The 19,731-nt window shown below is 72.8% G+C and carries 19 protein-coding genes; 14 read left to right on the top strand and 5 right to left on the bottom strand.

Annotation, left to right across the window (positions count from 1 at the left end):
* Positions 1-2 precede the first annotated feature (2 nt).
* From ACZ5CW_RS01080 to ACZ5CW_RS01105, 6 genes are all read left to right on the top strand, one after another.
* Positions 3-1,163 (top strand): acyl-CoA dehydrogenase family protein, encoded by a 1,161-nt coding sequence (locus ACZ5CW_RS01080; protein WP_468597214.1) that lies wholly within the window; start codon positions 3-5, stop codon positions 1,161-1,163.
* Positions 1,164-1,188: 25 nt separating this feature from the next.
* Complete coding sequence (locus tag ACZ5CW_RS01085; RefSeq protein WP_468597215.1) at positions 1,189-2,757, top strand: 4-coumarate--CoA ligase family protein; 1,569 nt, start codon at positions 1,189-1,191, stop codon at positions 2,755-2,757.
* Between the two features lie 17 nt (positions 2,758-2,774).
* Positions 2,775-3,491, top strand: coding sequence for an enoyl-CoA hydratase family protein (locus tag ACZ5CW_RS01090; RefSeq protein WP_468597738.1), 717 nt, complete (start codon positions 2,775-2,777; stop codon positions 3,489-3,491).
* A complete protein-coding gene (locus ACZ5CW_RS01095; protein WP_468597217.1) occupies positions 3,479-4,084 on the top strand; it encodes a TetR/AcrR family transcriptional regulator in 606 nt (201 codons plus the stop codon). Before ACZ5CW_RS01090 ends, ACZ5CW_RS01095 begins: the two co-directional genes overlap by 13 nt.
* A gap of 34 nt (positions 4,085-4,118) precedes the next feature.
* Positions 4,119-4,700 (top strand): hypothetical protein, encoded by a 582-nt coding sequence (locus ACZ5CW_RS01100; RefSeq protein WP_468597219.1) that lies wholly within the window; start codon positions 4,119-4,121, stop codon positions 4,698-4,700.
* 256 nt (positions 4,701-4,956) lie between these two features.
* Positions 4,957-5,988 carry an isopenicillin N synthase family dioxygenase gene (locus ACZ5CW_RS01105; protein ID WP_468597220.1) on the top strand — a complete coding sequence of 344 codons (1,032 nt, stop codon included), beginning with the start codon at positions 4,957-4,959 and terminating at the stop codon, positions 5,986-5,988.
* 78 nt (positions 5,989-6,066) lie between these two features.
* Here the strand turns inward: ACZ5CW_RS01105 and ACZ5CW_RS01110 are convergent, their stop codons facing one another.
* Positions 6,067-7,167, bottom strand: a complete 1,101-nt coding sequence (locus ACZ5CW_RS01110) for a citrate synthase 2 (protein ID WP_468597222.1) — start codon at positions 7,165-7,167, stop codon at positions 6,067-6,069.
* A 165-nt stretch (positions 7,168-7,332) separates the two neighbouring features.
* Here ACZ5CW_RS01110 and pdxH point away from each other — a divergent pair, with 165 nt between their 5' ends.
* Positions 7,333-8,019, top strand: coding sequence for a pyridoxamine 5'-phosphate oxidase (gene pdxH, locus ACZ5CW_RS01115; RefSeq protein WP_468597223.1), 687 nt, complete (start codon positions 7,333-7,335; stop codon positions 8,017-8,019).
* 370 nt (positions 8,020-8,389) lie between these two features.
* Here the strand turns inward: pdxH and ACZ5CW_RS01120 are convergent, their stop codons facing one another.
* Positions 8,390-9,262, bottom strand: coding sequence for a winged helix-turn-helix transcriptional regulator (locus ACZ5CW_RS01120; RefSeq protein WP_468597224.1), 873 nt, complete (start codon positions 9,260-9,262; stop codon positions 8,390-8,392).
* 146 nt (positions 9,263-9,408) lie between these two features.
* Between ACZ5CW_RS01120 and ACZ5CW_RS01125 the strand changes: the two genes are divergently transcribed.
* From ACZ5CW_RS01125 to ACZ5CW_RS01145, 5 genes are all read left to right on the top strand, one after another.
* Positions 9,409-10,218, top strand: coding sequence for an ABC transporter permease (locus tag ACZ5CW_RS01125; protein WP_468597225.1), 810 nt, complete (start codon positions 9,409-9,411; stop codon positions 10,216-10,218).
* Between the two features lie 2 nt (positions 10,219-10,220).
* The gene (locus ACZ5CW_RS01130) at positions 10,221-11,207 is read left to right on the top strand and encodes an ABC transporter ATP-binding protein (protein ID WP_468597227.1); all 987 of its coding nucleotides are present in this window, start codon (positions 10,221-10,223) and stop codon (positions 11,205-11,207) included.
* A complete protein-coding gene (locus ACZ5CW_RS01135; protein WP_468597229.1) occupies positions 11,204-12,034 on the top strand; it encodes an ABC transporter permease in 831 nt (276 codons plus the stop codon). Before ACZ5CW_RS01130 ends, ACZ5CW_RS01135 begins: the two co-directional genes overlap by 4 nt.
* A 309-nt stretch (positions 12,035-12,343) precedes the next feature.
* Complete coding sequence (locus tag ACZ5CW_RS01140) at positions 12,344-12,805, top strand: GNAT family N-acetyltransferase (protein WP_468597231.1); 462 nt, start codon at positions 12,344-12,346, stop codon at positions 12,803-12,805.
* Between the two features lie 112 nt (positions 12,806-12,917).
* Positions 12,918-14,312, top strand: coding sequence for a PAS domain-containing protein (locus tag ACZ5CW_RS01145; RefSeq protein WP_468597739.1), 1,395 nt, complete (start codon positions 12,918-12,920; stop codon positions 14,310-14,312).
* Positions 14,313-14,372: 60 nt separating this feature from the next.
* Here ACZ5CW_RS01145 and ACZ5CW_RS01150 read toward each other — a convergent pair whose 3' ends face one another.
* Entirely contained in the window at positions 14,373-15,128 is a 756-nt protein-coding gene (locus tag ACZ5CW_RS01150) for an SIS domain-containing protein (RefSeq protein WP_468597233.1), read from the bottom strand.
* 266 nt (positions 15,129-15,394) lie between these two features.
* On the opposite strand from ACZ5CW_RS01150, the gene ACZ5CW_RS01155 reads away from it, so the two are divergent.
* Together ACZ5CW_RS01155 and ACZ5CW_RS01160 are read left to right on the top strand one after the other, a co-directional pair.
* Complete coding sequence (locus ACZ5CW_RS01155) at positions 15,395-16,087, top strand: metal-dependent transcriptional regulator (RefSeq protein WP_067007250.1); 693 nt, start codon at positions 15,395-15,397, stop codon at positions 16,085-16,087.
* A 288-nt stretch (positions 16,088-16,375) separates the two neighbouring features.
* Entirely contained in the window at positions 16,376-17,266 is an 891-nt protein-coding gene (locus ACZ5CW_RS01160) for an alpha/beta fold hydrolase (protein ID WP_468597235.1), read from the top strand.
* A gap of 22 nt (positions 17,267-17,288) precedes the next feature.
* On the opposite strand, the gene ACZ5CW_RS01165 is transcribed toward ACZ5CW_RS01160, so the two are convergent.
* Positions 17,289-18,878 carry a transporter gene (locus tag ACZ5CW_RS01165; protein WP_468597237.1) on the bottom strand — a complete coding sequence of 530 codons (1,590 nt, stop codon included), beginning with the start codon at positions 18,876-18,878 and terminating at the stop codon, positions 17,289-17,291.
* The gene (locus ACZ5CW_RS01170) at positions 18,875-19,651 is read right to left on the bottom strand and encodes an ABC transporter ATP-binding protein (protein ID WP_468597238.1); all 777 of its coding nucleotides are present in this window, start codon (positions 19,649-19,651) and stop codon (positions 18,875-18,877) included. Before ACZ5CW_RS01170 ends, ACZ5CW_RS01165 begins: the two co-directional genes overlap by 4 nt.
* Between the last annotated feature and the right edge of the window lie 80 nt (positions 19,652-19,731).

The following is a 19,731-nucleotide window of genomic DNA, read 5'->3' on the forward strand; positions in this document are numbered from 1 at the left end:
GCATGACCACCCTCATCGAGTCCGAGGAGCACACGGCACTACGAGCCGCGGTCGCCGCCCTCGGCAAGCGCTACGGCCGCGACTACCTCGCCCGCAGCGTCGCCGAGGGAAAACCCCTCACCGAACTCTGGTCCGAGGCGGGCAAGCTCGGCTACCTGGGCGTCAGTCTCCCCGAGGAACACGGTGGGGGAGGCGGTGGCATCACCGAACTCTCGATCGTCCTCGAAGAGCTGGGCGCCGCGGGCTCCCCGCTGCTCATGCTCGTGGTGTCGCCCGCCATCTGCGGCACCGTGATCTCCCGCTTCGGCACCGAGGCCCAGAAACGGCAGTGGCTGCCCGGAATCTCCGACGGCACCCGTCTCATGGCCTTCGGCATCACCGAACCCGACGCCGGCTCCAACAGCCACCGCATCACCACCACGGCCCGCCGGGACGGCGCCGACTGGCTCCTCACCGGCCGCAAGGTCTTCATCTCCGGTGTCGACATGGCCGACGCCGTCCTGATCGTCGGCCGCACCGAGGACGCCCGCACCGGACGGCTCAAGCCCTGCCTGTTCATCGTCCCGACGGACGCCGAGGGCTTCCAGAAGCGTCCCATCGACATGGAACTCAGCGCCGCCGAGAAGCAGTTCGAGCTGGTCCTGGACGACGTACGGCTGCCCGCGGGCGCGCTCGTCGGCGACGAGGACGCGGGCCTGCTGCAACTGTTCGCCGGACTCAACCCCGAGCGGATCATGACGGCCGCGTTCGCGATCGGCATGGGCCGCTACGCGCTCTCCAAGGCCATCGAGTACGCCCGCGACCGCACCGTCTGGAAGGCCCCCATAGGCGCCCACCAGGCCATCGCCCACCCCCTCGCGCAGGCGCACATCGACCTGGAGCTGGCCCGGCTGATGATGCAGAAGGCGGCCCGTCTCTACGACGCCGGCGACGACATCGGCGCGGGCGAGGCCGCCAACATGGCCAAGTACGCCGCAGGTGAGGCCTGCGTGAGGGCCGTCGACCAGGCCGTGCACACCCTCGGCGGCAACGGGCTCACCCGGGAATTCGGGCTCGCCTCGTTGATAACGGCGGCGCGCGTGGCTCGTATTGCTCCGGTGAGCCGGGAGATGATTCTCAACTACGTCTCCCACCAGACCCTGGGCCTGCCCAAGTCCTACTAGGCCGCCGTAGCCGCTTGGAGGAACCGTGTTCCGCAGCGAGTACGCAGACGTCCCGCCCGTAGAACTCCCCATCCACGAGGCCGTCCTGGGCCGGGCCGCCGAGTTCGGTGAGCTGCCCGCGCTGATCGACGGCACGGACGGCACCACCCTCACGTACGAGCAGGTGGACCGGTTCCACCGGCGCGTCGCCGCCGCGTTCGCCGACGCGGGCGTCCGCAAGGGCGACGTCCTCGCCCTGCACAGCCCCAACACGATCGCCTTCCCGACGGCCTTCTACGCGGCCACCCGCGCGGGTGCCACCGTCACCACGGTGCACCCGCTCGCCACGCCCGAGGAGTTCGCCAAGCAGCTCGGCGACAGCGCGGCCCGCTGGATCGTCACCGTCTCCCCGCTGCTGGAGACCGCCCGCCGGGCCGCCGAAACGGCGGGCGGAATACGGGAGATCTTCGTGTGCGACAGCGCACCCGGACACCGCTCCCTGATCGACCTGCTCGCCACCACCGCCCCCGAACCGCGTGTCGACGTCGACCCGGCCGAGGACATCGCCGTGCTGCCGTACTCCTCCGGCACCACCGGCATCCCCAAGGGCGTGATGCTCACCCACCGGCAGATCGCCACCAACCTCGCCCAGCTGGAGCCCGCCGTCCCGGCCGGCCCCGGCGACCGCATCCTCGCCGTGCTGCCGTTCTTCCACATCTACGGCCTGACCGCCCTCATGAACGCGCCCCTGCGCACGGGCGCCACGGTGGTCGTGCTGCCCCGTTTCGACCTGGAGACGTTCCTCGCCGCCATCGAGAACCACCGCATCACCGGCCTGTACGTCGCCCCGCCGATCGTCCTCGCCCTCGCCAAGCACCCGGCCGTCACCCGCTACGACCTGTCCTCGCTGAAGTACGTCATCAGCGCCGCCGCCCCGCTGGACGCACACCTCGCCCTCGCCTGCGCCGAACGCCTCGGGCTGCCCCCGATCGGCCAGGCCTACGGCATGACCGAGCTGTCACCCGGCACCCACGTCGTCCCCCTGGACCGCCTGCACCAGGCCCCGGCCGGCACGGTCGGCAGGCTCATCGCCGGCACCGAGATGCGGATCGTCTCCCTGGACGACCCCGACAAGGACCTCGGCGCCGGCGAGTCCGGCGAGATCCTGATCCGCGGCCCCCAGGTGATGAAGGGCTACCTCGGCCGCCCCGACGCCACCGCCGGCCTGATCGACGCCGACGGCTGGCTGCACACCGGCGACATCGGCCGGGTCGACGCCGACGGCTGGCTCTTCGTCGTCGACCGGGTGAAGGAACTCATCAAGTACAAAGGCTTCCAGGTGGCCCCGGCCGAACTGGAGGCCCTGCTGCTCACCCACCCCGGCATCGACGACGCCGCCGTCATCGGCGCCTACAACGAGGACGGCAACGAGATCCCCCACGCCTTCGTCGTCCGCCGGCCCACCGCCGGCGACCTGACCGAGAACGAGATCATGCTCTACGTCGCCGAACACGTCGCCCCTTACAAACGCGTCCGCCGGATCACCTTCATCGGCACCGTCCCCCGCGCCGCCTCCGGCAAGATCCTGCGCCGACAGCTCAGGGAGCACACGTGAGCGCACTCATCGGACGCATGCGCGAGCGTGCCGTCGAGACCCTCAGCCTCGACTCCCCCGGCACCCGCAACGCCCTCTCCGCGGCGCTCGTCGGCGAACTCGCCGGGGCCCTGACCGATTGCGCGAAGGACCCGGACGTACGCGCCGTCGTCCTCACCCACACCGGCACCACCTTCTGCGCCGGCGCCGACCTGCGCGACCCGCCCCACCCCGACGCCCTGGTGGCCCTGCTGCGGCAGATCGTCGAACTGCCCCGACCCGTCGTCGCCCGGATCACCGGACACGTCCGCGCGGGCGGCCTCGGCCTGCTCGCCGCCTGCGACATCGCCGCCGCCTCCACCGAGGCCACCTTCGCCTTCACCGAGGTCCGCATCGGAGTGGCCCCGGCGGTGATCTCCCTCCCGGTGCTCCCGCGCGCCGACCCCCGCCTCCTGGCCCGCTACTACCTCACCGGCGAGCGCTTCGACCCCAGCGAGGCCGTGCGCCTGGGCCTGGTCACGACCACCGCCGACGACGTCGACGAAGCCCTCGCCCCCGTCCTGGACGGTCTGCGCCGCTCCTCACCCCAGGCCCTGGCCGAGACGAAAGCGCTGCTCACGGCTAGGGTGCTGGAGACGTTCGACCGGGACGCGGCGGAGCTGACCGCCCTCTCGGCCCGGCTGTTCTCCTCCGACCACGCCCGGGAGGGGATGACGGCCTTTCTCGAAAGACGGGATGCGGCATGGGTGGTGTGAGTACGGCGGAACGCGACCGCGTACCCAAGCAGGACCGCAGCCGGGCCACCCGGCAGCGGCTCCTGGAGGCCGCCGTGGCCTGCCTCGCCGAGCACGGCTGGGCGGGCTCCACGGTCTCCGTCGTCGCCGAACGCGCCGGCGTCTCCCGGGGCGCGGCCCAGCACCACTTCCCCACCCGCGAGGACCTGTTCACCGCGGCCGTCGAGTACGTCGCCGAGGAACGCTCCACCGCGCTCAGGGCCCTGTTCCCGGACGGCGCCGCCGACCGCCGCGCCGTCGTCGCCGCCCTCGTCGGCCTCTTCACCGGTCCCCTCTTCCGGGCCGCCCTGCACCTGTGGGTCGCCGCCTCCGACGAGGAACAGCTGCGCGGCCGGGTGACCGAACTGGAGGCCCGGGTCGGCCGCGAGACCCACCGCATCGCCGTCGACCTCCTCGGCGCCGACGAGTCCCGCCCCGGCGTCCGCGAGACCGTCCAGGGCCTCCTGGACATGGCCCGCGGGCTCGGCCTCGCCAACCTCCTCACCGACGACACCGCCCGCCGCGACCGGGTCGTCGCCCAGTGGGCCGCGCTGCTGGAGGACGCCCTCGGCTGAGCCGCTGTCAGCGGCCGCGGCTACGGTGACGGGCATGGGGGACACCTTTCAGACGATCGTCGATCTCGATGCCGGCGCGGCGGACGCGCCGCGGCTCGCCGAGCGCGTGCTCGACCGGCTCGTGGCGGAGGGCATCGTGCTGGCCGAGCGCACCGACTGCGTCCTGGGGCGGCCGCTCGGTCATCCGCCCGGCCCGCACTGGGCCCGGGCGGTGGACCCGCGGGACGCGGACCAAAAGCCGTACGACGGCCTGGCCGTGCACACCGGGCGCACCGTCTTCCACGGCGGCCAGGGCGAGGCCGCGTGGGCCCGCTGCCCGCGCTGCACGGCCACCACCCGCCTGCTCACCGACGCCTGGGACCCCATCGACGCCGCCTGGAAACCCTTCGAACAGGCCATGGACCGCTGGTCCGCGACAGGCGCCGCCGACGTCGGCTGTCCCGCCTGCGCCGCCCGGATCCCCCTGCCGGAGTGGACCTGGGACGCCGACTACTGGGCCTTCGGCCACCTGGGCCTCGAGTTCTGGAACTGGCCCGAGTTCACCCACGAGTTCCGCGCGCTGATCGCCGAGGCGCTGGGCGGCCACCGCACGACCTGTGTCTGGGGCAAGTTCTGACCTCCGCGCGCCCCCCTGCGGGGCAGTGAACCGGGCCACAGGCGTTTCCCGCGTCGCGCAGTACCCTTGGCCCATGCTTCCGATGCTCGTCCGCCGCCGCCACGTGGACTACGTGCGCGTCACGAGCATGGGCTGTCGGCGCTTCTCCGCCTGACGAGCCCCCTGTTTCTCCCTTTTTCTCTTCCTTTTCCGGCACCCGGGGGCCGCCCTACCCCTCGGCGGCCACCCCTGCCCCGTACACCCTGCGGACGCACCCATGACCACGCACAGCGCGACGACCCCGTCGTACGACCAGCTCCCGATCATCGACCTGTCGGCCGCCGACCGCGGCCCCCAGGCCCGCGCCCTGCTCCACGCGCAGCTGCACAGCGCCGCCCACGACGTCGGCTTCTTCCAGCTCATCGGACACGGCGTGACCCAGGCCGAGACCGACGCGCTGCTCACCGCCATGCGCGCCTTCTTCGCCCTTCCCGCGGCCGACCGGCTCGCCCTCGACAACGTGGGCTCCCCGCACTTCCGCGGCTACACCCGCACCGGCGACGAGCGCACCGGCGGCGCCCGCGACTGGCGCGACCAGCTCGACATCGGCGCCGAGCGCCCCGCCCGCGTCCCGGGCCCCGGCGAGCCCCCGTACTGGTGGCTGCAGGGCCCCAACCAGTGGCCGGACGCCCTCCCCGAACTGCGCACGGCGGCCCTGGCCTGGATCGATAGGCTGAGCGCGGTGGCCGACCGCCTCCTGCACGAACTCCTCACCGCCATCGGCGCCCCGGCCGGCTTCTACGACCCGGTCTTCGGCGCCCACGCCCACCCGCACCTCAAGCTCGTCCGCTACCCGGGCAGCGCGGGCGACGGCACCGACCAGGGCGTGGGCGCGCACAAGGACTACGGCTTCCTGACCCTCCTGCTCCAGGACACCGTCGGCGGCCTCCAGGTCCAGCGCGAGGACGGCCTCTTCCACGACGTACCGCCCGTCCAGGGCGCCTTCGTGGTCAACCTCGGCGAACTGCTGGAGGTGGCGACGAACGGCTACCTCCTCGCCACCAACCACCGCGTGGTCAGCCCGCCCGGAGCGACGGAGCGCTTCTCGGTCCCGTTCTTCTACAACCCCCGCCTGGACGCACGGATCCAGCCCCTGCCGTTCCCGCACGCGTCCACGGCCCGTGGCATCACGACGGATCCGTCCAACCCGCTGTACGCCGAGTACGGCTACAACGAACTCAAGGGCAAGCTGAGGGCACACCCGCTGGTGGCGGAACGGCACCACGGCAACTTGCTGACGCCGGCGTGATCAACCCGTGAGGGGCGCGGGGAACTGCGCGGCCGGCCACGCCGGGCCCGCAGTCGCCCGCGCTCGGGACCGCCCCCTTCAGCGGGCGATGTCCGCGTACCCGGAGATGTCCTCGGGCCGCCGGGGACCGGGCCCGACGTACTGAGCGGACGGCCGCACGAGGCGACCCGTCCGCTTCTGCTCGAGAATGTGCGCCGACCACCCGGCGGTCCGCGCACACGTGAACATCGACGTGAACATGTGCGCCGGCACCTCCGCGAAGTCCAGCATGATCGCGGCCCAGAACTCCACGTTGGTCGCCAGCACCCGGTCCGGCCGCCGGTTGTGCAGCTCCTCCAGCGCGGCCTTCTCCAACGCCTCCGCGATCTCGAAGCGAGGAGCACCCAGCTCCCGCGCCGTACGCCGCAGCACCCGCGCCCGCGGGTCCTCGGCCCGGTACACCCGGTGCCCGAAGCCCATCAGCCGCTCACCCCGGTCCAGGGCCCCCTTGACGTAGGCCTCCGCGTCCCCCGTGCGCTCGATCTCCTCGATCATCCCGAGCACCCGGGACGGCGCACCCCCGTGCAACGGCCCGGACATCGCCCCGACCGCACCCGACAGCGCCGCGGCGACATCCGCGCCGGTGGAGGCGATGACCCGCGCGGTGAACGTCGACGCGTTCATGCCGTGCTCGGCGGCGGACGTCCAGTACGCGTCCACGGCGGCGACGTGCTTCGGGTCCGGCTCACCCCGCCAGCGGATCATGAACCGCTCCACGACCGAGTTCGCCTTGTCGATCTCCCGCTGCGGCACCATCGGCAGCCCCTGCCCGCGCGCCGACTGGGCGACGTAGGACAGCGCCATGACGGCGGCCCGGGCGAGGTCCTCGCGGGCCTGCTCCGCGTCGATGTCGAGCAGCGGTTTCAGACCCCACACCGGGGCGAGCATGGCCAGCGCCGACTGCACGTCCACCCGGATGTCACCGGAGTGCACCGGGATCGGGAACGGCTCGGCGGGCGGCAGACCGGGGTTGAAGGCGCCGTCGACCAGCAGACCCCACACGTTCCCGAAGGAGACGTGCCCGACCAGGTCCTCGATGTCGACGCCCCGGTAGCGCAGGGCACCGCCCTCCTTGTCGGGTTCGGCGATCTCCGTCTCGAACGCGACGACCCCTTCGAGCCCGGGTACGAAATCGGACATCAGGCGGCTCCTCGTGAAAGTGTCGGCGGCGGTCACCCCGGTGATGCCCCGATCGGCCGGTGGTGACCCAAACCGCAGGAACCAGCACGATAACCCCCGGTGCCACAGTTGGGGAGACCACGCGACACTGAGTGCCAGTGGCGTTCGATACGGCAGGATGACCGCGTGACCGACCGCGAACCCCTCCTGGACCCCCTCCTCGACCCGGCCGCCATGCGCAAGCAGTACCGGGCCGAGGGCCTCGCCGAACAGGACCTCGCCACGCACCCGATGGACCAGTTCGCCCGCTGGTTCGAGGACGTCGCCCGCGCGGCCCTCCACGGCACGGTCTACGAACCCAACGCGATGGTCGTCTCCACGGCGGACGCCGCGGGCCGCCCCAGCTCGCGCACGGTCCTGATGAAGCAGTTCGACACCGACGGCTTCGTCTTCTACACCAACTACGACTCCCGCAAGGCCCGCGAACTGGCGGACAACCCGCACGTCTCGCTGCTCTTCCCCTGGCACCCGCTCGCCCGCCAGGTCATCGTCACCGGAACCGCCCGCCGCACCGGCCGTGAGGAAAGCGCCGCCTACTTCCGCACCCGCCCGCACGGCTCCCAGCTGGGTGCCTGGGCCAGCGCCCAGTCGACGGTGATCGCCTCCCGCGCCGAACTGGAAGCCGCCTACGCCGACCTCGAGGCCCGATACCCCGAGGACGACCAGGTCCCGGTCCCGCCGCACTGGGGCGGCTTCCGCATCGCCCCCGAGACGATCGAGTTCTGGCAGGGCCGCCAGAACCGCCTCCACGACCGCCTGCGCTACGTCGCCCGGCCGGACGGCACCTGGAGGGTGGAACGCCTCTGCCCCTGACACCGGACGGCGGCCTGCGGCGCCGAGCGGTGGTCTGTGGACGGCGGACGGTGGTCTGTGACGCCGAGCGGTGGTCTGTGGCGGCGGTCGGGGGTCCGTGATGCCGAGCGGTGGTCCGGTGGTCTGAGACGCCGAGCGATGGTCTACGGCGGCGGACGGTGGTCTGTGACGGCGGACGGGTCTGTGGCGCAGCCGGTCTCTGACGCCGAGTGGCGGTCCCTGTTGCCGGACGGTGGTCTCTGAGCCGAGCGGTGGTCTGGCGCTGACGGTCTCTGACGCCGAGAGGCGGTCCCCGTTGCCGGACGGTGGGTCTGTGGCGCCGGACGGGGTCTGTGGCGATGACGCCGGACGGCAGTCGAGGCGGGACCCGTCAGTGCCCGAGGGCGGAGGCCTGCGCCAGTGCGGCCGCGACCGCGCCCGGGATGTCCGTCACCGGGAACTGCGCGTGCCGCACGACACGCTCCGCGTCCACCACCAGCACCGCCCGCTTCAGCCGCAGCGACTGCCCGGCCCGGAACGTCGGCAGCCGCAGCGCCGCCGACAGCCTGAGGTCCATGTCCGACAGCAGCGGGAACGGGATCTCCTCCTCCGCCGCGAACACCCGCTGCTCGTCCGGCCGCTGCGTGCTCACCCCGCGCACCGCGACCCCGGCGGCCCGGAACTCGTCGTAGGCGTCCCGGAACAGCCGGTTCTCCAGCGTGCAGCCGACCGTCCCGGGGATGTCCGACCAGCCCTCCGGCAGCGGGCTCGGCCGGCCGGTCGCCGGGTAGCAGAAGAGCACGACCGGGCCGTCGGCCACCGGATCCAACTCTCCGCCGGTGTGCGCGGGCAGGGTCAGCGCCGGCACCGGGGTGCCCGGCAGGGCGGCCACCCTGCGCGCCTCCGCGCTGTCCGCCCCGGCCGACGCCGACAGCGAACCGTCGCCCAGCAGCCAGCGGTCGGCCCAGTCCTGCATCGACACCAGCACCGGCAGCAGGGCCCGCCCGGCCGCGCTGAGCCGGTACTCGTAGCGGACCGGCCCCTCCTGGTACGGCACCCTCTCCAGCACCCCGCTGTCCACCAGGTGCCCCAGCCGCTCCGTGAGCACCTTGCGGGAGATGCCCAGCTCCGCCTGGAGCGCGTCGAACCGGTGGTGACCGCGCGCCGCCTCCCGCACCAGCAGCAGGCTCCACCAGTCACCGATCACCGCAGCGGCCTGCGCGACCGCACACGCCGCGTCCCGCTCGGGTACCTCTCGCGCCACGGCTGCCCTCCGTCCTGCCCGGCCTCATTGCCGTACACCATCTTGCGCCACCAGCTCAGTTCCCGATAGAAACGCAGGTGGCGAGTGAGTCTCCAATGGGAACTCACTCGATCGAAGGCCGTTCATCCACACGGGGGAGGAAACACGTGGCGACCGCCACCACCTGGCGCACCGGCACAGCCACCGCCTGGCGCACCTGGCAGATGACCAGACGCGCCTATCCATGGACCTACGCCGTCGGCACCGTGCTGCCCGCCGCGCTCGCCATCGCCCTCGGACACCTCGCCTTCCACGCCATCGGCGCCGGCGAGACCGGCACCGACTTCCACGAAGGCCCCTACCTCGCCTACCTGGCGACCGGTGTCACCGCCTACCAGTTCACCGTCCGGCTCGTCCTCTGGTCCGCCAAAGCCCTCATCACCGAACAACGCCAAGGCACCCTCGGCGCCCTGCTCATCGCCCCCGCCGGCCGCCTGCCCTACCTCCTCGGCTTCACCGCCTTCGCCGTGCTCAGCAGCATCGCCGAATTCCTCACCCTCGCCGTCGTCATCACCGCCCTCGGCATCACCATCCCCGTCGCCTCACCCCTCGGCGCCCTCGCCGGCACCCTCGCCCTGATCACCGCCACCTTCGCGATCTCCGTCGGCCTCGGCGGCCTGATGATCGCCGCCGGCGAGGCACACATCTCCCAGAACACCGTCTTCTGCGTCCTCGGCCTGCTCTGCGGCTACACCTTCCCGCGCACCTACCTGCCCGCCCCCGCCCAGTGGCTCGCCGAGGCCTTCCCCACCACCGCCGCCATGGACGTCCTGCACGGCTCCCTCACCGGCGGCCACACCCTCACCGACCTCGCCCCCCGCCTCACCCTCAGCCTCCTGCTCAGCCTCGCCCTCCTCCTCCTCGGCCTGCGCGCCCTCCCGCACGCCGAAGCCCGCGCCGTGGAAAGGACCTACTGACCATGACCACCGGCATCCACGTCCGCGACCTGCGCAAGGACTTCCCCGTCCGCGACCACGGCCTCTTCGGCCCCCGCACCACCAAGACCGCCGTCGACGGCCTCGACCTCGACATCCCCGCCGGCCGCATCACCGGCCTCCTCGGCCTCAACGGCGCCGGCAAGACCACCACCATCAAGATCCTCGCCACCCTGCTCCGGCCCACCTCCGGCACCGTCCGCGTCGACGGCCTCGACACCGTCACCGACGCCCGTGGCGTTCGCCGCCGCATCAACCTCATCGCCGGCGGCGAACGCATGGTCTACACCCGCATGACCGGCCGCGAGAACCTCTGGTACTTCGCCCAGCTCTACGACGTGCCCAAACGACAGGTGAAGACCCGCATCGACGACCTCCTCGCCCTCGTCGGCCTCACCCACGCCGCCGACACCACGGTCGAGCGCTACTCCCGCGGCATGACCCAGCGCCTCGCCATCGCCCGCGGCCTCATCAACGACCCCGCCTACCTGCTCCTCGACGAACCCACCCTCGGCCTCGACGCCCCCATCGCCCGCGACCTGCGCCGCGTGGTCGCCCGCCTGGCCGCCGAAGGCACCGGAGTCCTCCTCACCTCCCACTACCTGGCCGAGGTCGAGGAACTCTGCTCCCACGTCCACGTCATCGCCGACGGCCGCCACCTCGCCGCGGGCAGCCCGGCCGACCTCAAGGCCGCCACCGGCAGCCACGCGACCGTCCGGATCACGGTCCCCCACCCGTCGCCGGCCGTCGCCGACGTGGCGGCCCGCTTCGGCGCCACCCGCACCCCCACCGAGGACGGCGGCGAGATCCTGACCCTCCGCCACCCCGACGACATCGCCGGCCCCCTGGCCGCGGCCGTCGTCGAGGCAGGCGGCTCCATCACCGCACTCGACATCACCGAGGCGAGCCTGGAGGACGCCATCCTCACCCTCACGGACCGCACGGCACCGACCGAGGCGGTACCGGCATGAGCACCCTGCGCCCCGCCCTGCGGATCTTCGCCGCCGAGACCCTGAAACAGCACCGCCGCCTCTTCGGCCAGCCCCTCGTGGTCTTCTCCATGCTGATCTGGCCCCTGCTCCAACTGGCGACGACCTACTACACCCTCCGCCCGGTGGCCACCGCGTCCCCGGCGGCGGCCCACTGGCCCCTCGCCGCCGACCCCCACCGCCTCCTGGCCTTCCTCGCCACCGGCACCCTGGCCTACGCCTTCTTCTTCTCCCTGGTCCAGTCGGCCTGGCACCTGTCCTTCGAGCGCACCACCGGCACTCTGGAACTGCTCTTCCTCTCCCCGGCGGGCCGCCTCACCCTGATGCTCGCCAACGGCGCCGGCGCCCTCGTCCAGAACGCCTGGCTCCTGACCTGCTTCACCGCGGCGGCCCTGCTCGGCTTCGGCACCCTGTCCGTGGCGGCCTGGTGGATGTACGGAGTCGTGATCCTGGCCCTCCTCGTCCCGGCGATCGCCTGGGGCGCCTTCCTCAACAGCCTCCTGGTCTTCTCCCGCGACTCGGCGTTCCTCTACACGCTCCTCGACGAACCCCTCTGGTTCGTCAGCGCGGTCCGCCTCCCCGCCTTCGCCCTGCCGACGGCCGTCCGCGTCATCGGCGCGGCCTTCCCCCTGACCGGCAGCCTGACAGCGATCCGCGGCGCCCTCCTGAACGCCGAGCCCCTGTCCGAACTGGCCCCCACCCTGACCTGGCTGACAGCGTTGAGCGCCCTGCTCCTGGCGGCAGCGGCGGTGATCCTGCGCGCGGGAGAGGCCCGATCCCAGCGCACCGGGAGACTGACGCTGATCTGAGAAAAGGCGACCGAGAAGGGGCCGTGAACGCAGACGACCCGCGAGTTCGGGTTCTTCGCCTTCGGCGAAGAGCCGGCCGGACGTACCGGCGAACTCGCGGGTCGGGTGACTGCTTGGGATTGGGCCGGCTGCACGCGTCTGTCACGTGCGGGTCCGGCACCGCACTGGATGTGGTGGCGGACCGCTAGCCCGCAGCCACCTCACGCGTCCGGTTCACATACATCTGCCGAACCACCTCCCTTCTCGTGTAAGCCACACCCTAAGAAACCCGGGGGAGGGGCTCAACTGTTTTTCGGTACCTTCTCGCGCATGACCGAACTGCGGTTCGCCACCGTCGACGGCGAAGACACGCTCGAACAGTGGCGGCACGTGCACAACGTGGTCGTGCCGCCTGCGGCGATGTCTCTGGAGGACGCTCGGGGGCGGCGGGGGCGGTACCGGCTGGACAACGCCTATCTCGGGGACGTACTCGTCGGGTGTTCCACGGTGCGGCCACCGGCCGGGGAGGAGCGGGTCGCCACCGTCATCGCGCGGGTGCTGCCCGGGTTCCGGGGGCGCGGGTTCGGGACGGCGTTGTACGAGCAGGGGCTGGCGCAGGCGCGCGGGATGGGGGCCCGGGTGATCGAGACGTGTGTGCTGGCGGTGAACGAGGACGGGTTGCGGTTCGCCCGGCGGCGCGGGTTCGTCGAGGTCGACCGGTATGTGCTCGACGGGGAGCCGCACGAGTGGGTGGATCTGCGGCTGGAGGCGGAGGGCGGCGCCCGGCATTGAATCCTGCAATCTTGCGGGAACAGGATGTGGGCTGTGTCACGTTCCAGTTGAATGAAGGCCAGTGAGCGAATCGAGCGCCTACGTGCGCGGACGCAGCCTCCAGGGGGTCGAGGTGAGTGCTTCCCGGCGGAGTGGGACCACGGACGAGCTGGGGCCGGACGAGCCCGGTGAGCCCGGTGGATCCGATCTGCTCGCCGCGCTGCTGGACGGCATGGACGCGGCTCTGTGTGCCTTCGATGCCGAGGGGGTCGTGACCCACTGGAACCGGGAGGCCGAGCGGATTCTCGGGTGGACCGCCGCCGAGGCCGTCGGGCGGCACGGGTTCGCCGGATGGGCGGTGCGCAGTGCCGACGCCGAGGAGGTGCAGGCCCGGCTGATGTCGGCGATGACCGCGCCGGGGCGGCAGGTGCATGAGTTCGCGCTGGTCACCAAGGACGGCGGGCGGGTGCTCGTGCGGACGCAGTCCGCCGCCGTGCGCGGGCCCGACGGGAAGCCGGCCGGGGTGTACTGCGCGTTCAGCGAGGTCCATGCGCAGATCGATCTGGAGCGGTCCATCGCGCTGAGCGAGGCGCTGTTCGAGGACGCCTCGTGGGGTGTCGTGCTCGTCGACGCGGATCTGCGGCCCGCCGTGGTGAACGCGCATGCCGCTCGCGCGCTCGGTGTCCGTCGTACGTCGGTGCTGGGGCGGCCGCTCGGTGAGCTGCTCGCGCGGGGTGCGGAGGAGCTGGAGGCCGCGCTGACGCATGTGCTGGCCGAGGGTGCGCCGCCCGCGCCCGCGGAGATGTGGGTGTCGGTGCGTACTCCGGAGGGGGAGACGCGGCGCTGCTGGCGGAGCGGGTTCGTGCGGCTGGCCTCGCCGCTCGCGGAGGAGCCGGTGCCGCTCGGGGTGGGCTGGCTGTTCCAGGACGTCACCGAGGCCAAGCAGGGTGAGCAGGAGGCGGCGCTGCTGCGGTTCCGTACGAACCAGTCGCATCGTGCTGCCCGTGCCGCCGCGGAGTGCGAGGACCCGCTGGAGGCGGTCACCGTCCATCTGGACTTCGCCCTCGCCGGTTTCGCCGATCACGCGCTCGTCGACCGGGTGGCGGGGGTGTCGCGTACGGAGGGCGAGGCGGCGCCGGTCCCGGTGCGGTTGGTGCGGCTCGCGGCCACGCCTGCCGGGGCGCCGGGGCCGAGTCTGCTCACCGGGGCGGCCGGGTTGCCGGTGCGGTACGAGGAGGGGCATCCGGCGCTGCAGTGCGCGGAGCGGGCCGGGACGGTGCGCGCGGACGCGGGTTCGGTGGCGGCGGAGCGGGCGCGGGAGTGGGCGCTGGAGCGGCGGTGGCCCGAGGACGCGGTGCACGCGTTGTGCGCGGTGCTGCGCAGCCGGGGGCGGACGCTGGGGATCGTGACGTTTCTGCGCGGGGCGGGGCGCAGCCGGTTCGAGCGGGCGGACCTGATGTACGCGGAGGATGTGGCGGCGCGGATCGCGGGGGCACTGGATCTGGCGGGGGTCGTGGAGGGGGAGTAGCGGAGGGGGAGCGGGGGCGGGCCGGGGGCGGTCGGGGGACGGCGGCGGCCCGCGGTGGCGTCAGTGGCGGTAGAAGATCCGGTCGCCGTACTCCCGCATCACGCGGCCGTTCCACTCGTGGCCGCCGTCGACGTTGCCGGAGCGCAGGAGCGGGGGCTCGATGCCGCGGTCGGCCAGGGTGGCCGCGGTGGTGGCCATGACGGCCTGCATGAGGGCTGCGGTGACGACGGTGGAGGCGGGGGCGAAGGGCGCCGGGATGGTGTCGAGGGTGAGTTCCGCGTCGCCGACCGCGATCTTGGAGTCGAGGACGAGGTCGCAGTGGTCCTTCAGGAAGGTGCCGGAGGAGTGCCGGGACTTGGTCTGCGCGGCGTAGGCGACCGAGGTCACGCCGATGACCTTCACGCCGAGGGCGCGGGCGTTGAGGGCCATTTCCACGGGCAGGGCGTTGCGGCCGGAGAGGGAGATGATCACGAGGGCGTCGCCGGCGCTGACGGGTGAGGTGTCGAGGACGGCGCTCGCGAGGCCGTCGACACGTTCGAGGGCGGAGCCGAGGGTGGCGGGGGTGACGTCGACGCCGACGACGCCGGGTACGGCGAGCAGGTTCATCAGGGCGAGGCCGCCCGCGCGGTAGACGACGTCCTGGGCGGCCAGGGAGGAGTGCCCGGCGCCGAAGGCGAACAGGCGGCCGCCGGCGGTGACGGTGTCGGCGAGCAGGGTGCCGGCCGCGGTGATCGCCTCGGCCTCCTCCTCGCGGACCCGTTGCAGCAGGCCGATGGCGGCGTCGAAGAACAGGTCGGCAGGCGTGCCGTCGCTCATGCGGTGCCCCTTCGCAGCGTCTGTGTCGTGGATCACCGTGAGGTCTGGACCAGTGCGGTGTCAATACGGCCGGGGTCCCCGGGGGCCGGTGTCCCCGGTCAGCGGCACGATCGCCCGCGGCCGAGAGTTCCCGGGGGGAGGGGGAACCGCGCGAACCGGGCCCCCGTTTTCCCGGTACCGCCCGCTTGTCAGTGGGATCCGGCAGAATTGGTGCCAGGGCCAGCGCACGCGGCCGGGCTTCCGGCAGAGGTAATCGAGGGGCACGTATGTCCGGACTGATCGACACCACGGAGATGTATCTCCGCACCATCCTCGAGCTTGAAGAGGAAGGCGTCGTCCCCATGCGCGCCCGCATCGCGGAGCGGCTCGACCAGAGCGGGCCGACGGTGAGCCAGACGGTGGCGCGGATGGAGCGCGACGGGCTGGTCTCCGTGGCCAGTGACCGCCATCTGGAGCTGACCGACGAGGGCCGTCGGCTGGCGACGCGCGTGATGCGCAAGCACCGCCTCGCGGAGTGTCTCCTCGTCGATGTGATCGGCCTGGAGTGGGAGCAGGTGCACGCGGAGGCGTGTCGCTGGGAGCACGTGATGAGCGAGGCCGTCGAGCGGCGTGTGCTGGAGCTGCTGCGGCATCCGACCGAGTCGCCGTACGGCAACCCGATCCCGGGCCTGGAGGAGCTGGGCGAGAAGGACGGCGCCGATCCGTTCCTGGACGAGAGCATGGTCTCGCTGGCCGACCTGGACCCGGGCGCGGACGGGAAGACGGTCGTCGTCCGCCGTATCGGTGAGCCGATCCAGACGGACGCGCAGCTGATGTACACGCTGCGGCGGGCGGGCGTGCAGCCCGGTTCCGTGGTGAGCGTGACGGAGTCGGCCGGTGGGGTGCTGGTGGGCAGCGGCGGTGAGGCGGCCGAGCTGGAGGCGGACGTCGCCTCGCATGTGTTCGTGGCCAAGCGCTGAGCGGGTGAGGGCCCCGGCGCCGTGTGGCGCCGGGGCCTGTCCTCCCCTGTGCTGACCCGGAGCCCCGAGCTCTCAGGGTCACCCCCGCGGACCGTTTTTCCCCGAGCGGTCCGCCTCCCGCCAGAAAGATCCCCTCGGTGGCGGCGATCATTCCTTGGGGGGTGTCACTCGAATGAGGGGTGTTGTCCGCAGGGACCGTATTTTCGAATAGGCATTCGATAGTGTGCGGCGGCAGTACGACGGCAGAACACCGGTACGAGTCAGGCGGAGCTGGGGGGTGCCAGGGCCATGGCACGGCGTATCGACGTGACGGGAGCGGGCGGCGTGCGACTGGCCGCCTGGGAGTTCGCCGACCCTCCCAAGAGGGACCCGGACCGCAGGGATCCGGGCCCCGCGGACCCAGGGGCGGGCACCCCCGGTGTGCTGTTACTCCACGGTCTGATGGGCCGCGCCTCCCACTGGGCCGCGACGGCCCGCCGGCTCGCCGAACGCCACCGCGCCGTCGCACTCGACCAGCGCGGCCACGGCCAGAGCGACAAGCCCCCACAGGCCGCCTACACCCGTGAGGCCTACGTCGAGGACGCCGAGGCCGCCATCGAGCAGCTCGGCCTCGCCCCCGCCGTCCTGATCGGCCACGCCATGGGCGCGCTGACCGCCTGGCAGCTCGCCGCCAAGCGCCCCGACCTGGTGCGCGGCCTGGTCGTCTGCGACATGCGGGCCTCCGCGCTCGGCGCGGCCTCGCAGCGCGAGTGGGCCGACTGGTTCCGGTCCTGGCCCGTGCCCTTCGCCACGCTCGCCGACGTCCGCAGGTGGTTCGGCGAGGACGACCCCTGGGTGGAGCGGCCGAACCCCTCCCGCGGCGCGTTCTACGCCGAGGTGATGCACGAGTGCGACGACGGCTGGCGCCCGGTGTTCGACCCGGAGCAGATGCTCGCCTCCCGCGAGACATGGGTGTACGACGCCCACTGGGAGGAGCTGGCCCAGGTCCGCTGCCCGGCGCTGGTCATGCGCGGCCTGGACGGCGAGCTGGGCCGCGCCGAGGCGCAGGAGATGGTGCGGGTGCTGCCGCGGGGTGCGTACGCCGAGCTGCCCGACGCCGGTCACCTCGCGCACTATGACCAGCCGGAGGCCTGGCGGGGGGCCGTGGAGCCGTTCCTCGACGCGGTCCTCGGGGACTGAACGCCCGTCCGCCGGCCGGTGCCTACCCCTTGCTCACCGCCGCGAGGATCTCCGGGAGCCGGGCCGCCGTCCGCGGGGCCGCCAGCCTGAGGCCCAGCACCGTCAGCCCGGCCCCGTACCCCGCCCCCGCCGGCAGCAGCAGCGGGCTCCACTCCTCGCCGCCGGCGCTGACACCGGCCCAGACGGCCAGGGCGATGACGGGGGCGCACAGCAGCGCCGCCGCGACCATGCCGCCGAAGACCGAGATCCAGGCGAGGCCCGCCTGCCCGGGGGCGACGTTCTTGTGGCCCTCCTGCGGGATGGAGTACGGGAAGCGGGCCGAGGTCCACGCACCGGTCGCCAGCATCGCCCCGAGCAGCGCGAGGGACAGCCCCAGCACCTCCGGCAGCCGCGTCCAGGCGCCCAGCAGCGCCGTCGTCAGCACGGTCACGAGGACGGCGTACGGGAGGGCGACCAGCAGCAGGGCCAGGGCCCGGCCGCGCAGCTCGGTGCGGGCGTCGCGCGCCGAGGAGATGGTCATGGCCACCATCCAGAAGGCGGAGGTGTCCTGCCCGAACTGGTTGTACATCTGGATGCCGAGCATCCCGGCGGCGAAGCACGCGAAGTAGACCGATCCGGTGCCCTGCACCGCGTTGAACACCGGCACGATCAGCCCGATGGCCAGCGAGGTCACCCACGCGGCCTTGGTCTTGGGGTCGCGCCAGATATAGCGCAGGCTGCGTTCCATGACCGTCCCCGTGCGCCCGCCCGGCAGCAGCCGCCCGAGCCCGGCCGAGGAGGCGCGGTCCCGTGGCGCGGCACCCGGAGCCTGCAGCGTGGACCCGTCGGGCGCGGTCATCAGCCGGGTCAGGCTCCGTGCCCAGACCGCCAGCAACAGCCCCGCCGCGGCCCCGCAGAGGGCGAGTCGGGCGAGCGCGGTGCCGTAGGACCCCTCGCTCGCCGCCCGCACCGCCCCCACCGCCGACGCCGGCGGCACCCAGGACAGCACGTCGGCGACCGGCCGCAACCGGCCCGGCCCGGACGATCCCAGCCACTGCGCGCCGAGGTTGACCAGTTGCCCCCCGATCGCGATCACCAGCCCGCTCAGCACGGCCAGATCGCGGCCCTTCCTGCTGGTCAGCAGCCGTACGTTGGCGGTGGCGACGGCCCGCGCCAGTGCCACGCAGACCAGCAGGGCGAGGACGACGGCGACGACCGCGACGACGTACCCCGCCGGGCCGTGCGCCAGGGACAGCGCGCAGCCCGCGAGGACCAGCAGCGTGAACAGGGGGCCGACGCCGACCAGGGAGGCCGCGAGCAGCGCCCGTACCAGCGGCCCGGGGTGCAGCGGCAGCAGCACCAGCCGGGTCGGGTCCAGGGTCTCGTCGCCGGCCGGGAAGAACAGCGGCAGCACCGCCCAGCCCAGCGCCAGTACGGCCGTGCCGGTGACGCCCACCACGTCGGCGTCCGCCTGCCCGCGCAGCAGGAGCAGCCCCAGCAGCTGCGCCAGGGCGAACAGGAGAGCGAGGACGGCGGAGGCGGCGAACGCGGCCCGCCGGCCGCCCGACTGCCGCAGCCCGTTCCTCAGCAGCGACAGCTTCAGCCGTACGAGGTGGGAGGCGGGGCTCGTCATCGGGCCGCCCCGCCGCCCAGCCAGTCGAGATCGGAGCCGGTGTGCCGGTCGCCGGCACCGACCAGCTCGAGGAACGCCCCGTGCAGGGTGGGGTGCGTGCCGCGCACCTCGGCGAGCGTCCCCGTCGCGCGGATGCGGCCCGCCGCCAGCACCGCGACCCAGTCGCACAGCGACTCGACCAGCTCCATGACGTGGGAGGAGAAGACGACGGTGGCCCCGGAGGCCGTGTACCGCTCGAGCACGCCCCGAATGGTCTGCGCGGACACCGGATCGACGCCCTCGAACGGCTCGTCCAGGAAGAGCACCTCGGGGTTGTGGAGGAGGGCCGCGGCGAGCCCGATCTTCTTGCGCATGCCGGTCGAGTAGTCGACGACGAGCTTGTGCTGGGCACCGGCCAGGTCGAGCACGTCCAGCAGTTGTGCGGCCCGTCTGTCGACCTCGGCCCCCGGCAGTCCGCGCAGCCGCCCCGAGTACGCGAGCAGTTCCCGCCCGGAGAGCCGCTCGAACAGCCGCAGCCCCTCGGGCAGCACCCCGATCCGTGCCTTGACGGCCACCGGATCCCGCCACACGTCGTGCCCGACGACCTCGACGGTCCCCTCGTCGGGCCGCAGCAGCCCGGTGACCATGGAGAGGGTGGTGGTCTTCCCGGCGCCGTTGGGCCCGACCAGTCCGACGAACTTCCCCGCGGGCAGCTCCAGATCGATCCCCCCGACAGCCACGTGCTGCCCGAACCGCTTCCAGAGGCCCCGCACCAGTACTGCAGCTTCGGTCATGCAGGCACAGTACGGGGAGGGCGGTTTCGCCGGGAGCGCGGAACTACGCCTGATATGCGGCTCCGTCACATGGGCACACG

It is taken from the genome of Streptomyces sp. NPDC031379, from assembly GCF_055569615.1.